At 54.3% G+C, this 15,380-nt stretch carries 17 protein-coding genes; 9 read left to right on the top strand and 8 right to left on the bottom strand.

Annotated elements, in window-relative coordinates; translation table 11 throughout:
• Positions 1-25 precede the first annotated feature (25 nt).
• Complete coding sequence (locus AB1724_09930; protein ID MEW6078119.1) at positions 26-76, top strand: hypothetical protein; 51 nt, start codon at positions 26-28, stop codon at positions 74-76.
• Between the two features lie 114 nt (positions 77-190).
• Here AB1724_09930 and AB1724_09925 read toward each other — a convergent pair whose 3' ends face one another.
• Positions 191-1,816: an ATP-binding cassette domain-containing protein gene (locus AB1724_09925; GenBank protein MEW6078118.1), complete on the bottom strand. Its 1,626-nt coding sequence runs from the start codon at positions 1,814-1,816 to the stop codon at positions 191-193.
• An 88-nt stretch (positions 1,817-1,904) separates the two neighbouring features.
• On the opposite strand from AB1724_09925, the gene AB1724_09920 reads away from it, so the two are divergent.
• Positions 1,905-2,465 carry an ORF6N domain-containing protein gene (locus AB1724_09920; protein ID MEW6078117.1) on the top strand — a complete coding sequence of 187 codons (561 nt, stop codon included), beginning with the start codon at positions 1,905-1,907 and terminating at the stop codon, positions 2,463-2,465.
• Positions 2,466-2,481: 16 nt separating this feature from the next.
• Here the strand turns inward: AB1724_09920 and AB1724_09915 are convergent, their stop codons facing one another.
• The 7 genes from AB1724_09915 to AB1724_09885 form a co-directional block, all read right to left on the bottom strand.
• Positions 2,482-3,591: a hypothetical protein gene (locus AB1724_09915; protein MEW6078116.1), complete on the bottom strand. Its 1,110-nt coding sequence runs from the start codon at positions 3,589-3,591 to the stop codon at positions 2,482-2,484.
• Positions 3,592-3,669: 78 nt separating this feature from the next.
• Complete coding sequence (locus AB1724_09910) at positions 3,670-4,797, bottom strand: hypothetical protein (GenBank protein MEW6078115.1); 1,128 nt, start codon at positions 4,795-4,797, stop codon at positions 3,670-3,672.
• Between the two features lie 369 nt (positions 4,798-5,166).
• Positions 5,167-5,499 (bottom strand): PilZ domain-containing protein, encoded by a 333-nt coding sequence (locus tag AB1724_09905; protein MEW6078114.1) that lies wholly within the window; start codon positions 5,497-5,499, stop codon positions 5,167-5,169.
• Positions 5,500-5,678: 179 nt separating this feature from the next.
• Entirely contained in the window at positions 5,679-6,086 is a 408-nt protein-coding gene (locus AB1724_09900) for a PIN domain-containing protein (GenBank protein ID MEW6078113.1), read from the bottom strand.
• On the bottom strand, positions 6,083-6,310 hold the full coding sequence (locus AB1724_09895) for an AbrB/MazE/SpoVT family DNA-binding domain-containing protein (protein MEW6078112.1): 228 nt from the start codon (positions 6,308-6,310) through the stop codon (positions 6,083-6,085). The genes AB1724_09900 and AB1724_09895 overlap by 4 nt, the downstream gene beginning before the upstream one ends.
• A 93-nt stretch (positions 6,311-6,403) precedes the next feature.
• Entirely contained in the window at positions 6,404-7,480 is a 1,077-nt protein-coding gene (gene rsgA, locus AB1724_09890; GenBank protein ID MEW6078111.1) for a ribosome small subunit-dependent GTPase A, read from the bottom strand.
• 136 nt (positions 7,481-7,616) lie between these two features.
• Positions 7,617-8,834 (bottom strand): GGDEF domain-containing protein, encoded by a 1,218-nt coding sequence (locus AB1724_09885; protein ID MEW6078110.1) that lies wholly within the window; start codon positions 8,832-8,834, stop codon positions 7,617-7,619.
• A 415-nt stretch (positions 8,835-9,249) separates the two neighbouring features.
• Here AB1724_09885 and creD point away from each other — a divergent pair, with 415 nt between their 5' ends.
• The 7 genes from creD (at position 9,250) to AB1724_09850 (ending at position 15,339) form a co-directional block, all read left to right on the top strand.
• Complete coding sequence (gene creD, locus AB1724_09880; protein MEW6078109.1) at positions 9,250-10,578, top strand: cell envelope integrity protein CreD; 1,329 nt, start codon at positions 9,250-9,252, stop codon at positions 10,576-10,578.
• A gap of 81 nt (positions 10,579-10,659) precedes the next feature.
• Positions 10,660-11,364 (top strand): response regulator transcription factor, encoded by a 705-nt coding sequence (locus tag AB1724_09875; protein ID MEW6078108.1) that lies wholly within the window; start codon positions 10,660-10,662, stop codon positions 11,362-11,364.
• 8 nt (positions 11,365-11,372) lie between these two features.
• Positions 11,373-13,028 carry a HAMP domain-containing sensor histidine kinase gene (locus tag AB1724_09870; GenBank protein ID MEW6078107.1) on the top strand — a complete coding sequence of 552 codons (1,656 nt, stop codon included), beginning with the start codon at positions 11,373-11,375 and terminating at the stop codon, positions 13,026-13,028.
• On the top strand, positions 13,025-13,393 hold the full coding sequence (locus AB1724_09865; GenBank protein MEW6078106.1) for a hypothetical protein: 369 nt from the start codon (positions 13,025-13,027) through the stop codon (positions 13,391-13,393). The genes AB1724_09870 and AB1724_09865 overlap by 4 nt, the downstream gene beginning before the upstream one ends.
• Before the next feature lie 118 nt (positions 13,394-13,511).
• Positions 13,512-14,090 (top strand): metal-dependent hydrolase, encoded by a 579-nt coding sequence (locus tag AB1724_09860; protein MEW6078105.1) that lies wholly within the window; start codon positions 13,512-13,514, stop codon positions 14,088-14,090.
• A 64-nt stretch (positions 14,091-14,154) separates the two neighbouring features.
• Positions 14,155-14,616, top strand: a complete 462-nt coding sequence (locus AB1724_09855; protein ID MEW6078104.1) for a hypothetical protein — start codon at positions 14,155-14,157, stop codon at positions 14,614-14,616.
• Positions 14,617-14,685: 69 nt separating this feature from the next.
• Entirely contained in the window at positions 14,686-15,339 is a 654-nt protein-coding gene (locus tag AB1724_09850; GenBank protein MEW6078103.1) for a methyltransferase domain-containing protein, read from the top strand.
• Positions 15,340-15,380: the final 41 nt, after the last annotated feature.

Below are 15,380 nucleotides of genomic sequence, written 5' to 3'. Positions count from 1 at the left end.
CGCGATCCGGCTGGGTCTGATAGAGATGACCATTCCCGACAAACCGCGTAGCAGCAAACAGAAATATACCGGCTGACCGACAGGGGGAGACGGTTGCTGGCAGGAAAGAAAAAGGAATAGGGAAATTCCGATGATCCCCTGAACGCGAAACCCACGGACCGGGTCAAGCCCAGGCCGAAGGGATGAGGGGTCAAGCCGCCTTTCGGACCATGGCTTCCCTCGCATCCGCGACTTCCGTGCTTTCAAGATACTCGTCAAACGTCATGAGCCGGTCGATGACGCCGCCCGGGGTGATCTCGATCACCCGGTTTGCCAGGGTATTCACGAATTCGTGGTCATGGGAGGTGAACAGAATCACTTCCCTGAATTTGATCAGGCTGTCATTCAGCGAGGTGATGGATTCCAGGTCGAGGTGGTTGGTGGGTTCATCCAGCATCAGGACATTGGATTCGGCCAGCATCATCCGTGAGAGCATGCAGCGAACGGTTTCCCCGCCGGAGAGCACATGGATCTTTTTTAGGGCCTCGTCCCCGGAAAAAAGCATGCGTCCCAGGAAGGCCCGGGCAAAGCTTTCACCCTCCGTGGGGGGCGCGAACTGCAGGAGCCACTCGATAATGGTCATATCGCCGTTGAAATAGGCGCTGTGTTCCTTGGGAAAATAGGAGTGGGTAATGGTGACCCCCCAGGAAAACGTGCCGCTGTCCGGTTCCATCTCCCCGGCCAGGATTTGAAAAAGAGTGGTCTTGGCCAGGCTGTTGGCGCCCACAAAGGCGATTTTATCGCCGCCGTTCACGATAAAACTCACGTTGTTCAGCACCTTTACGCCATCGATGGTCTTCGTGAGCCGCTTCACTTCCAGAATTACATTGCCGCAGGGGCGTTCCGGCTTGAAGCAGATAAACGGGTATTTGCGTGACGACACGGGCATGTCCTCGATGGTGAGTTTCTCCAGGAGTTTTTTTCGGGAGGTGGCCTGTTTCGCCTTGGAGGCGTTGGAACTGAATCGCTGGATAAACGCCTTGAGTTCATCGGCCCGATCCGTGGCCTTTTTGTTTTCCGCCTGTTTCTGTTTCAGGAAGAGCTGGCTGGCCTGATACCAGAAATCGTAGTTCCCCACGTACACCGCGATTTTACTGTAATCGATGTCGGCAATGTGGGTGCATACCTGGTTCATGAAATGACGGTCGTGCGACACCACGATGACCGTGTTCGGGAATCGGAAGAGAAACTCCTCAAGCCAGGCAATGGATTTGATGTCCAGGTTGTTGGTGGGTTCGTCCAGGAGCAGGACGTCCGGGTTTCCGAACAGGGCCTGGGCCAGGAGCACCCGCACCTTTTCCCCGCCTTCGAGGTGTTTCATCTTTTTCTGATGCAGCGCTTCGGAAATCATCAGATTTTTTAAAAGGACCGCCGCTTCGGATTCCGCTTCATAGCCGTTCATCTCCTCGAATTCGGCCTCAAGCTCACTGGACCGGATTCCGTCCGCCTCGGAGAAATCGGGCTTTGCATAAAGCGCGTCCCGCTCCGTCATGATGCGGTAAAGCCGTTCATGGCCCATGATCACGGTGTGTAAAACCGTTTCCTCGTCAAAGGCAAAGTGGTCCTGACGCAACACCGCGATCCGTTCCCTGGGCCCCACAGAGACGCTTCCCCTGTCCGGATCGATCTCTCCGGCCAGAATTTTCAGAAACGTGGACTTTCCCGAGCCATTGGCGCCGATGAGTCCGTAACAGTTGCCCGGTGTGAACTTGATATTGACATCCTTGAACAGTATCCTCTTGCCGTAGGCGAGGGTGACGTTGGTTGCGCAGATCATTTTTATTCAACTTCCCTTCTCGTTTCATTAAATAAAAAAACCACAGGAAAGCTCCTGCGGCTTAAAAATATGAGGACGCTATCATCTTTTGAATGAAAAGGGAATTTATTTGCCTCTTGTTCTTCGAACACCGGCAACCCCGCTAAAGCGGGGCCGGTGCCACCCAACGGAAAGGATAACCGCCAGGATTTATGAGATCCGTGGCAGAAAAGTGATGCTCGGCAGGGATCTGGCGGATCTTTACGAGGTTGAAACCAAATATTTAAAACGTGCGGTCAAGCGAAACATCGAACGGTTCCCTGAAGATTTCATGTTTGAGTTAACCAGAGCAGAAATGGATGATTGGAGGTGCCAATTTGGCACCTCCAATTCTGAGAAAATGGGGTTAAGGCATCCATCAATGGCTTTTACCGAACAAGGTGTGGCCATGTTATCCAGCGTTTTAAAGAGCAAACGGGCTGTTCAGGCCAATATTCAGATCATGAGAGCCTTTACCCTGATGCGGACTATGGTTAGCGGATATAAGGAGTTAATGGCTAAAATTGAGGCCATGGAAGAAAAATATGATGAGCAGTTCCAGGCGGTGTTTACGGCTATTAAACATTTGATCGAAATCGAGGAACAGCCAAAACGCAAAATAGGATTTTAACCAGGCAATGGCCTGCCTATGAATTCCCGCCTGCCGCCATTTTTTGCAGGAACTCAAGCCGTTGGCGGTTTTGCGGATCGTCATAGGGTTCGTTGCTGTAGAGGTCAAGGTCACGGCCCTGGATGATGAACGATTCCGTTGTTGAGGAACCATACCCGGTCGTATCCTCGGGGGTTGGGGGAGGCATGGTGATATTGATGTCTTTTAACAGGTAGGGGCCGGGGCTGCCCTTGGCCCTCAGGGTGGCGGCATGAACCCGGACCAGGCCTTCATTGTTTTCCCGGGTCAGGGTGAATGTCGAATTCAGGTGGCTGATCGGCTGGCCGCCGGATTCGTCAAAAAGATTGGCCTGGAAACTGTATCGCCCCGGTTTTTCGACGTCCAGGTAGGCCGGTATCACCAGGTCCGCCCCGTCAACATAGGATTCGCCAAGGCGCGTCAGTGTGGCCGTGTTCTCATACACTTTGACAACAGCGGCGATCGTTTCCTGATCGCCTGTCGCAAAGGAAATCCCGGCGGTTAGCGTCACTTCGCCCGGGCCGGCTTCTTTCAGCATGCCCGCGGGGATGGTCCCGGCGTAAACAATGGAATTTTCTTCCCCCCGGGATTGGCTCAGGCTGACGAGCGTCCGCGTTATCCCCTTATCAGACAGGGAGAGGTCAACCCCGGCAACAGCATTATTGCCTTCCTGGCCGCCGCTGATGATGACTTTTACGGGCAGACCAGCGTCCCGGTTGACAATATAACGGTCAAGAACCATTGAGGCTGACATCCCGTTATGAAGAGGGGTTTCCACGGGGACGAACGCCCGCGGGTTGAGCAGGTTCCAGTCGTTTTCGTCAAGCGGTTTGGAGTATTTGGGATATTGGATATTTTGCCTGTATGCCTCAGCGATATCCGCCATCTGGTATCGCATGCCTTCGGGTATCTCAATTTCATCCTTCTCCTCCGGCTCTCCGGCGGGAACCGCTTTCGCGACCGGGGTTACCGGTCGGGCGCCAGCGTCCTTGGCCGGGCTGGAGGAGGGGGTCGATTCAGGCCGGGGGGACCTCATCAAGAGGCTCACGACAACGGCCAGCAGGGCAAGCGCAGGCAGGCAATAGATGGCGAACTTTCGACGGGTCATATTTGATCCTGAAAAAAGCTGCCCGGCAACAGGCGTTGCAGGGCAGCATAAAAGGGCAATCTTCCCAAGTGTTATTGCTTACTCATTAAGCGTTTCATAAACCAGCCGCACAACGGATTTCGTGTCGGAATTCGTTACATACTGCCATGTGCCGGTTTCTTTCCAGAACTCCCACCATTTCCGGGTCACGGTGTAAGTATAGGTATTGAAATCAACATTCAGGCCGGCATTAAAATTGTTATACACATACGTCGCCTTACCCTGTTGCGCATCATCGGCAAGGTTGTAATGGGTATATTTAGCCGCCATCAGGACGGGAAAGTGATTATAGAGCAGACCGCTCGGGCCCTTATAACTGCCGCGTTTGCCATCATAGTTAACACAGCTTGAGCAGCTTTCAATGCCTGCCGGAGATGACGCGCCGCAGGATGATGAAGCCGGAATTAACGTGTCATCTTCGCCCTGAATCAACTGGCTGATCGGGTTGAGTGTATTGAGGCCGCCGTTGCCGCCCGCTGAAAAACGAAGGCGGGGGACGTCATTGGGCGCCATTGAGAGACTCCGGGCGCCGTTATAGGTAAGATCGTTAATCACGCCGAGATTGTTATAGTTGCTTAAATCCTGGCTCAGGCCAAACGCCAGGGCGACAAGCGTTTTGGTCGCTGCCGGCAGGAAAGCCGCCCCAACGGCAAGATTCGCCATATCCGTACCGCCGCCGGCGCCGACAAAATCAATCGTCGCGATAATATTCAGCGGTTTGTACCCGGCGTTTTCCAGCCACGCCGCCTGGTTTTCAATGAAATGCCGGGCCACCTGGTCACCGGTGCTGACCGTCACCAGAACACACCCCTCATCGCCGAGCCCCTGCGCGGAATAAACTTTGGCCTGTTCCAAGAGCTGCCTGGAAATTCTGCCTTCCACGCGTTCGGCGCTGGACCAGTTTAAAAAGCCTTCGGACCTATCACGAAAGTAGGGCGAATGGGTCCGCCTGGCATAGATTTCCGCGTCACTGGGGTTGAGTAACAGATCTTCCGGCACGAATCCGTGGATAAAGAGGACATTGTATCCCGCTATCTTGGCGGAAGCCGTTGTTGTGAACATTCCCGCGACCGCCATTGCAAGCAACATGGCCACCAGCGTTTTCTTCACCAGATTACCTGTTTTCATGTTTCCTCCCATTGTTGTTTGGCGGGCATTTTGAACCACTTAAGATAACGGCTTCCCATTTTATGAGCATAAACATCGTCAAAACATTTATAATCAACATAGCATCAATCATGCCAAATATTTTATCTTTAATATTCAGCATGTTGTAGTTTTCATCACCCGCAAGGTTGCCAAATAGGGAAGATGGCGTTACCAAATACGGAATATCTGCGATAATTCGGGGTCGGACCAAGTCAAAATTTTGAAATGTTTAGAAAAGTATATCGAAAAGGAGGCTGAAAACAGGCTTAAAAGGGCCTTTTGGGGGCTAAAAACATTGTAAGCTGCCCAAAGAAAAAGCCTGGAGCCTGTTTGGAGCGCTCACTCAAAGCGGGATCATTACAGTGGCAGGTCGGTTGCCCGGACGGATTACTTATCCGTGCGACCATAAGGTTCAAACACCGCGAACAGTGAGAACCATTCATTGTTGTATGAAAACTGGATGCCGAGACCATCAGGGTCCTGCCGGGAAACAAACCCTTCGGTTTCCATGGTCAGCCGGCTGTGCTCCGCTTTGAGGATGATCTCAACCCGGCACGGGGTTTTCTCCGGCACTTTTTGATCGGTTTCCACAAAAATGCCGATAATGCTGATGTTTTTCATTTTAGCGGAGATAATGGTATCAAGTTGGTCAAATTTGAGAAGCACCTCCGTCACAAAAGGTACACGTAACCGGACCCGCTGATTGTCTTTCGTCTCCATCTTTTCCCCCATTCCATTCTATGGTTTAGGACGGTTGTTTCACATAAATCGCGACAAAGTCAAGCAAGGGTTATTCTTCCCATTAAATTTGCTCAACATATTGAATAAATTTAATGGGTATCTCTAAAAACTAGAATTTTGGTCCGATGCCAAGGTGTGCTGTCGCCGCCATCACGCCATCAATCCGGACAAATGATTCTAACCGTCGGGAAATACGTCCTGTATCTGGCCTTATCCCGAGTGATCAAATCCAGGTCAAGTACGGCGGCCTGGGCGCCGATATAGAAATCAGGTAAATGCGATTGCTTGACGCCCTTCGCCTTCCTGTATCTGAGATAAGCTTTTCCGGCCAGGAACAAGGCTTCTCTGGGAATTTCCAGCATCTGGAATCCGCCTTGCTGAAGCGCCGATTCCAGTTCTTCAATTTTTTCAAAGCCCGCTGATACTTCCGTATAAATTATCGGGTTAATGTAAAGTGTCGTCCGATCGCTAAATTTTGCCAGAACCGTTTCAGACCAGTCAGCCCAATCCGGATCATCAAGAAAAATATCCAGAAGAACATTGGAATCGACCAGAACGCCCTTCATCTGTCCGTCCTCGTCAAGGCCATGATTTCATCGGTCGTCATTTTAACAGTGGCGGCGCCGCGCAGCTTCGCGAATTTCCGGGTGGATGCTTTCACCCCTTTTTTTTTCACTAAAAACACACGGCCTTTTTGCTCGACAAAATCGACCTCTGTTGCCGGAGTGATTCCCAGTTTTTCGCGAATATGCTGGGGAATTGTCACCTGACCTTTGGTGGTTACTCTCATGATCTGCCCTCCAGTAATATGTATTACCAGTAATAGTAATACCAGACATGAACGATGTCAATTCAGGAAAGTGTGGGGACGTCCCCATACGTATTATCGTTTCTTGGGTTTGTGCTTTATGACCGTCTTAACGAATTTCCCGAAGGCCCTGTCTTTCTGCCGTTTCTCAAAATAGGACAGCTGGTTGTAATCGGATTCCTTTTTGATTTTCATGTAATTCTGATATCTCTCTTCGGGGATTTGCCCATCCGCTACGGCCTTTAAAACCGCGCATCCCTTTTCATTGGTGTGGGTACAATCCTGGAATTGGCATTGCTCCGCGAACGCTGAAATTTCCGTAAAGGTGTCATCGATTCCGGTTTCCAGGGAAACATTGCCCAGCTCTCTCATGCCCGGCGTGTCGATCAGCATGGCGCCCCATTCCAGCCTGATCAGCTGCCGGGAGGTGGTGGCATGTCTGCCTCTGCTGTCCTTTTCCCGGACAGGTTTGGTGGCAAAGGCATCGTCTCCGATCAGGTTGTTTAACAGGGTCGTTTTGCCGACACCGGAAGAGCCCAGCAGGCAATAGGTTTTGCGGGGAGCCAGAAGTGCTTTCACGCTTTGCACGCCGGCCTCGCTCCGGTTGCAGAACGGCTGTACCGGCAGAGCGGGCATGATCTCATGGATTTGGGCAACCCGGTCTTCGATCTGGCCGGCGTCGAGCAGATCGCTTTTGCTGAGCAAAACAGCCGGCTCGATATGGCTGTCCGTAACCATGACCAGGTATCGTTCCAGCCGCCTGAGGTTAAAATTCACGTCCAAGGATTGAACGATGAAGGCGACATCGATATTGGCGGCAATCAACTGGAAATCGATCCGTTTGCCGGGCGTTTTTCGTTTAAGGAGCGATTTCCTGGGCAGGACCTTATGAATGATGGAAAAGGTGTCCTGATCGTAGAAGGTGGCTAAAACCCAGTCCCCGACAGCGGGCAGATCAAGGGGTGAGGTGGCGCCAAACAGCATTTTCCCGACGGGTTCGGCAAAAACATTATGCTCGCCATTGGTGATGATGTAGCTGTCTTTATGAACCGCGATCACCCGGGCGACGTCAAAGCGCTCCAGGTCGGCCGGGTCGATAGTGTCCAGGAAGGATGGTGTGAAGCCAAGGGTTTCCAGGGATGCGTATCTCATGTGATTTTCCAAATATATTAAAACCAGTATCCGAATACCGGTTAATGTAACTTTATCTTTCTTCTATGGCAAGGATGGCGGAATCGACGGCGGAAGGTTTTATGCTCCGGCAGACCCTTTTATACCGGATCCCGGCTTACGTTCCGCTTGGCGTAACCGGCCGGGATGACGACGAGTCCGCGGTCACGACCTGGTTGCGTCCGGACTGCTTGGCATGATAAAGCGCCTCGTCGGCCGCCTTGAGCAGATCATTGATGTTCCCTATGCCGGCGGCCGGTAAACAGGCGACCCCGAAGCTGGCGGTGACGCGGATTGTTCTGCCGTCTATGATGATTTCCGTTTCGGCGATTCTGGCCCGCTGGCGTTCGGCGATATTGACCGCCTTGTCAAGCGTCGTCATCGGCAGCAGCACCGCGAACTCTTCGCCGCCGTAGCGGCCGACCTCGTCATATTCCCGGGCGTTTTCCCGCAGGGTCCTGGCGACCTGCACCAGCATGGCGTCTCCGGCCGGGTGGCCGTAAGTATCGTTGATGGACTTGAAGTGGTCGATGTCGACCATGATGCAGGATATCATGGCGACGGGGTTGCGCTGGGTGCGGAGCAGCTCCCGTTCGCTTATCTCAATAAAAGAACGGCGGTTGGTCAGCCGCGTCAGGCCGTCAATATTCGACATCTCCCGGTAGAGGTCCTCCCGGCTTCCCCATCTTTTGGCGGCGACCAGGGCGATATAGAGAATGCCCAGCATGATGACGGAAAGGGTGACTTGCAGCGCGAACCAGCCGGGCAGCGGCGAGCCGTCAGCGTGGTAAGGGGGGCGGATGAAAAGCGGCGCGTAGGGGGAGTAGCCGCTGAGTTCCAGAAAGGCAAAGACGATAAAGGCGACGCAGATCGTCAGGTAGGCCAGTTGCAGCTTGCGAATATCGGCCAGCAGGAAAGCGATGCTGATGCCGCTGACCACCAGCAGTATGCCGACGGTAAAAATCTGGCCGGAGAGCCAGGACTCAATAAATGAAAGGGCGAAGAAAGAACCGAGGACAAAGTTTTCCATCAGCGGCCAGTTCAGCACGCGCCTGCGGCGACGAAAGGCGGCCAGGATAAAATAGATCAGGGCCGCGGCATGGGCGCCGTAAAGCGACAGCAGCCCGACGGCGATGCGCCCGTTGAACCAGTCCGGCAACAGGACATAAAAGGCAAGAAGACCGATGCCAAACCCCACCGGGCTGAGCAAGACCAGCCAGGCGAGAAAAATGACGCGATCAATGGGGGGCCAATCCAACGGGTTTGACAACCAGCTGTGTTCAGGGGCTCCGACCGGCGGCGTCGTCGAAAGATCGGGATTTTCCGTGGTTGTCATTGGAATCTTTCTCTTTCGTCCTCTTCCCATAGCGGGCGATCATCCTGCCTGATAATTTGAGAGAAACCAACGGATGACCGTCCCCGCCGTTTGCTCAGAAGCCGGAGCGGCCAGATCGACACTTGAGATTTTCAATTTATAACGATGGTTAAAGTTACGTCAAATCCCCACCCCGAGCTACAGTAAACAATACAGGCGATTATTTTTCAAGTGAAAAAATGAGAATTCCGGGGGCATCGGTGTGCTGACTTCCGCTTAAATAGGTATCCTGGCGCCGTAATTCCTTCCCCCGCATAATTTTTGCACACAATCTCCACCACATTGTCACGCTTTCTTCATTATGACGGCATAACCCTTTGCCATACTTGCAGTCAGCCTTAACGATATTTTTAACCACTCGCACAAGGAGGACGGCATGAACAGATTGGATTTGAGAAGCAACACGGGTGTGCGGTTGGCCATCATCAGCATCATCAGCCTGCTGCTGATGATACCGGCCGGCATGATTTCTGGACTCATCATCGAGCGTGAGACGAGGCGCAATGAAGCGGTGGGGGAAATCAGCCAGAAGTGGGGGCAGGCCCAGACCCTCACGGGCCCCATTCTGACCATTCCCGTGCGCATAACGGTTCCCCCCAAAAATGAAAAGGAGTTGCCGACCGTCACGATCCACTATGCTCATTTTTTGCCGGACGAACTCGACGTTGAGGGCACGGTGGAGCCCGAGGTACGATATCGGGGCATATACGAAGCGGTGCTGTACACGTCAAATCTGAAAATGCGGGGATCGTTTCCCGTCCCTCATCCGGAACAATTCAATGTCAAGCCCGAGGATATTCTGTGGGGCGAAGCCTTCCTGAGTCTCGGCATCGCCGACATGAAGGGAATCAGGAAAATGATCAGTATCGCTCTGGGCGACAGGGAGCTGAGCGGCAGCCCGGGATTTCCGGCCGGTTCAGTGCTGTGCTCCGGAATGAGCTTCAAGGCGCCGGTCGATCCGCAAAAAGGGCCCCAGGCCTTTTCCGTGAATGTGCTGCTCAACGGCAGCCAGGCTCTTGAGCTCGTGCCGCTGGGCAAGGAAACGAGAGTGGCCGTCAACTCGCGGTGGCGCAATCCCAGCTTTACCGGCGACATTCTGCCTGAAACGCGGGTCGTGCAGGACGACTCGTTTTCAGCCCAATGGAAAACCTTTTACTTCAACCGAAGTTACCCCCAGCAGTGGCTGGACGCGCAGATTTGCGCGAAAAATTTAGAAGACTCTTCCTTCGGCGTCAAGTTCCTGATGCCGGTCGATCAGTACCAGAAAGTGCTGCGCACCTCCAAGTATGCGCTCATGTTCATCTGCCTGACCTTTCTGGCTTTTGTCATGATCGAACTGTTCACCCGGCGCCTGCTGCACCCCGTGCAGTATTTACTCATCGGGTTCGCGATGGTGCTGTTTTACAGCCTGCTGCTGTCGCTGACCGAGCATCTGGGATTTGCCGTTTCCTATCTCGCGGCCAGCCTGGGCATGATCGCGCTCATCGCCGGGTATACCCGGGCCGTCATGGGCAACCTGCAGGCCGGTATTATCGCGGCCATCGTCGGTACGCTTTACGGTTTTCTTTACTTTATTCTCCAACTGCAGGACTATGCCCTGCTGCTGGGGAGCCTGGGGCTATTTGCCGTTCTGGGGTCGGTCATGTACCTGACGCGCAACATCGACTGGTTTACTGTCAAGAAAACGGAGGACAGGGGGCGGTAACGGGTTAAGATGGTTGACAGTCTCCGTTGCCTGAAGATACAAATAGGCCGGGTACGGTTCAATAACGAGGGAGGCGGGAACATGGGAGAACGAAAGCGCATCCTCATCGTGGATGATGAGGCGCATATCCGGGAGGTGATCCGTTTTGCCTTTGAAAAAAGCGGCTTTGACACCCTGGAGGCGGAAAATGGCGCCCGGGCCCTTGCCCTCTGCCGGAAACAGGTGCCCGACCTGATTGTACTGGACATCCTCATGCCGGAAATGGACGGAACCGAAGTGTGCCGCGAGCTGCGCAAGACCTCGCGGGTGCCGATTCTCTTTCTCTCCTCCAAGGATGACGAAGTCGACCGCATCGTCGGCCTTGAGATCGGCGGCGACGATTACGTGGTCAAGCCCTTCAGCCCCCGCGAAATTGTGGCACGGGCAAAGGCTATTTTCAGGCGAGTTGAGCCGGCGGGCGCTGCCGTGGCGACCGCGCAAAAGCCGCGGGAGTCAACCCACAACCGCCTCCGGCTCCACTTTGAAACGTTTCAGGCCTTCTGGGATGATCAGGAAATCTCGCTCACTGTCACTGAGTTCGGTATCCTGAGAACGCTGCTGGGGTATCCGGGCAAGGCCTTTACCCGTGACGAACTGGTCGACGGCGCCTATGCGCTGGAGACTTACATCACCGACCGGACCATCGACAGCCATATCCGCCGTATCCGGCAGAAGTTCCGGCCGGCCGGCGGCGACCCCATCGAAACCATTCACGGCCTGGGATACAAGCTCGGGCCTTGCACCTGAAGAACGCCATGAATTTATTCCTTAAACCCCGTATCAGGACGGTGCTGCTCATGGTGAACCTCATGGTGCTGCTGCTGCCGCTGGTGGGCATCGCCCTGCTGCGCCTTTATGAAAATGAGCTTATCCGCCGTACCGAGAGCGAGCTGATTGCCCAGGCCGCCTGCATCCGGGCAGTTTACTCCGACCGGCTTGTGAGGTTCCTGCGGCAGGAGGACCCTTCGGCCATGGTGACCGGAGACTGGGCGGCGTTCTATCAACCGGCCGTCACTCCCAAGTTGCACCCGCCGGTGGTTGATGCCGGGCATGTCTTCATGCCTATCGAAGCGTCCCTTGATATTCATGCCGGCCCCGTCCGGCTGCCGGCGCCGCCCGCAAGGGCTCCCACGCAGCCCTCCGACCCCAGCGCTATTCAGGCGGGCGCCGAAGTGTCGGCCATGCTACAGGAGATTCAATCGGTGACCCTGGCCGGTATTCGGATCGTCGATTGCAACGGCACGGTGGTGGCCACGTCGCGCGGCGAACTCGGGCAGTCGCTTCTTGACCGGGAGGAGGTGGCCCGCGCCCTTGCCGGCGAAAACGTCAGCCTTTTCCGGAAGCGTGTTTTCGACCAGGCCATGCCGCCCGTGGCATCCATCAGCCGGGGGAATCGGGTGCGTGTTTTTGTAGCCCTGCCGGTGGTGCATGACGGCCGAGTGCTGGGGGCCGTGGTGCTTTCGCGAACGCCCCTTGACATTATAAAAGCCCTTTACATCAACCGTGCGTATCTTTTAAAAGGTGCCGTCATCATGATCGGCGCCATGGTTTTGATCTCGCTGTTGACAACGCTCCTCATCAGCAGACCGATAACGGCGCTTACGGCGCAGGCGGGAAATATTTCCTCCGGAAAACAAGGGTCAGCCGGTCCCCTGAAGAAACCCGGAACCTATGAGGTGGACCTGCTCAGTCATGCCTTTTCCAACATGGCCGTATCGCTACGGGAGCGCGCCGACTATATCCAAAATTTCGCCTCCCATGTGTCACATGAGTTTAAAACCCCCCTGGCGTCCATGGGCGGTACCGTCGAACTGCTGCGAGATCATTTTGACGCCATGAGCCCCGGGGAGCGGGAAAAGTTCATGAGGAACATGGCCCAGGATATAGACCGGCTGACCTTGCTGGTGAGCCGGCTGCTGGAGCTTGCCCGGGCCGACACCTTCACCCCGTCGCAGGAAACGCTGGAGCTTTGCGCGGCGCTCGGCACGCTGGTGACGCGATATGCCCAAAGCGGACTTGCCATAACGCTCTGTCCGTGCAGCCCGCCGTTGCCGGTACGGTTTTCCGCCGAAACCCTCGAGTCGGTCATCGGAAACCTGATCGCCAACTCCCGGCTCCATGGCGGCGACGCGGTTGCCATAATGATCAGCGCCGGGGTTTCGGACGAAGACAGCGCCATGGCCGAGATCGTTTTTTCCGATACCGGGCCGGGCATATCCGCGGCCAATATCGATAAAATATTTACACCCTTCTTCACGACTGCCCGTGACCGGGGCGGGAGCGGCCTGGGACTGCCGATCATCCGTGCCCTGGTGCGGGCCCATAAGGGAGACATCGTCTGTCTGCCGGCAGACGGGGGCGCGCGATTTAAAATCACCCTTGTCCGTCAGACCCGGGATCGTGACTTATGAAGTGGGTAGCCTTATTTTATATGTTCGTCATCGCGATCATCGTCCTGGCGGCGGACAGCGGAACCATACCGCTCTGGGTCAGGGAGCTTTATCGTTTCCCCGGCGGGGACAAGGTCGGGCATTGCGTACTCATGGGCCTGCTCGGCGGCGCGGTGAATCATGCGCTTTCGTATCGGATGACCCGCCTGCTTTCCCGGTCTTTTTTCGTCGCAACACCGCTGGTATGCGCGGCCGTAACGCTGGAGGAGCTTTCGCAGGGGCTGTTTCCCGCCCGCACCTGCTCCCTGGCGGATCTGGCTGGCAGCTTCCTTGGCATCATCCTGGCGGACCGGCTCGTCTGGTTTCTCAAGTGCTCCGAGGCATAGATTGGTCACTTCGGTTAAGTTAATCGTCATCGTCCGGTTACCCGGTCAAGTCGGAAGCTAAATCAGACCGGACGATCCAGATATGCGGCAGTCATTTATTTAAAGGAATAGAAGAATCGTGCCGACATTCATTGGACATGCGGTGACCGGGATAGCGCTTAGTTCGATAATCTTTCGGAAACGGCAATGGCTTGGAATCGGGATCATGTCGATCTTCTGTTCGATTGGACCGGATATCGATGCAATAGGTTTTAAGCTTGGCATACCTTATCAGCACTGGCTTGGTCATCGTGGGTTTTCTCACAGCATTATCTTTGCCATTGCTCTTGGTTTGATGGCCTTTTTATTTGTTCATACGAAACGGATACAGAACAGTTGGCTTCTTTTCGGAGTGTTGCTTTCATGTGGGCTTGTGCATGACGTCCTTGATGCCATGACTAGCGGTGGCCTCGGGGTTGCATTCTTCTCTCCGTTGAGTGAAACCCGGTACTTTCTCCCCTGGCGGCCGATTGAGGTATCACCGCTCATCCTGCGACGATTCCTCTCGCACAGAGGTGTCGGGGTAATGAAAAGTGAATTCGTTTGGGTTATGGTGCCCTCCCTGTGTTTCATGGTGTTAACGATTTGGTACAGAATGGGAAGACGGCGCAGGAAAACGAAGAGAAGATTAAGGAATAGTATACTTATTTCCGGTTAAATAGGTATCCTGTCGCTGTAATTCCTGATATCATTCTGTCGGGCAATGACAAAGGGAGGAGAGGATGAAAATAGGGATGATCATCGGTGCCCTGGTCAATCTCCTGGCCGGGGCGGGCATGATGGCCCTGGCCTTCATGCTGCGCCATAACCTGGGCGCGTTCATCGGCCTTGGTGTCGGCGGGCTGGCCTGCGTTGTCGTCGGTGTGGTGCTCCTGGCCGGTACCCTGCGGCCGGGCTCTCTCCTCGGCCTTGATGACCCGCTCCTTACCACCGGCATTCCCGCCACTGCCGTCATCAGGGCCGTCCAAGAAACCGGGATCTCCATTCAGCATGGCATGTATATCGTCATGAAATTTAACCTGGACGTTGCGCAGGAAACGGGGCCGCCGTATCCGGTCACCGTAAAGTCGACGGTCCCCAGGATATCGCTTGGCATGGTGGGGCCGGGTAAAACCGTGGCGGTGAAGGTCGACCCCTCTGACCGGAACCATGTCTTTATCGACTGGAGATCGGTCCCGGCTTGAGTGAATTTGTTCGCGAAAGGCAGACACCCTGTTTACGTCAGGCTTATCAACCAACAAGGAGGTGTGGTTATGTCAAAAGCGAGAGTTCGTTATCAAACGGTTGAATTCGGGATCACGGATATTCATGTGAGAACGCTGCGCGACAGATATCAGCATTCAGATGATGACCAGAAGGCGCTGGGGAAAGGGATATCTTCGGCGATGTGGCCGCTGTTCGGCGTCATCTGGGCGTCAGGAGAAATTCTCGCTCACCTGATGGTCGACTATGACTGTAAAGGGTTACGTATTTTAGAAGTTGGCTGTGGTATCGGGTTGGCGAGTATCGTGCTGAACCATCGTGCCATGGACATCACCGCCACCGATTACCATCCGGAAGCGGGAAACTTTCTTCGGAAAAACGCCGAACTCAATGAAGACAAGGAAATCCCGTTTTTCTGCGAAGGATGGGATGATATCGAGAGCAAGCTGGGAAAATTCGACCTCATCATCGGCAGCGATCTGCTGTATGAGCGGCATCATATTGAACTGCTGTCCGGATTTATTGACGGGCACTCAGAAAAAAGCTGTGACGTGATTCTGGTCGATCCCGGGCGCGGGAATCACGCCTCCTTCAGTAAAAAAATGGTGAGTTTAGGCTATTCACACAGCCAGGAAAAACCCGAACATGTTGATTATCTGAAAGAACCATTCGGAGGGGTGATTCTTCGTTATCATCGGGCATGATTCATTATATGACGTCAATTCCCTAAAGTCAGGCAGGATGA

This window comes from Thermodesulfobacteriota bacterium, assembly GCA_040753795.1.
Classification (GTDB): domain Bacteria; phylum Desulfobacterota; class Desulfobacteria; order Desulfobacterales; family Desulfosudaceae; genus JBFMDX01.
Note: the sequence above shows the minus strand (reverse complement) of the source record. Positions and strands in the feature narration are given on the sequence as shown.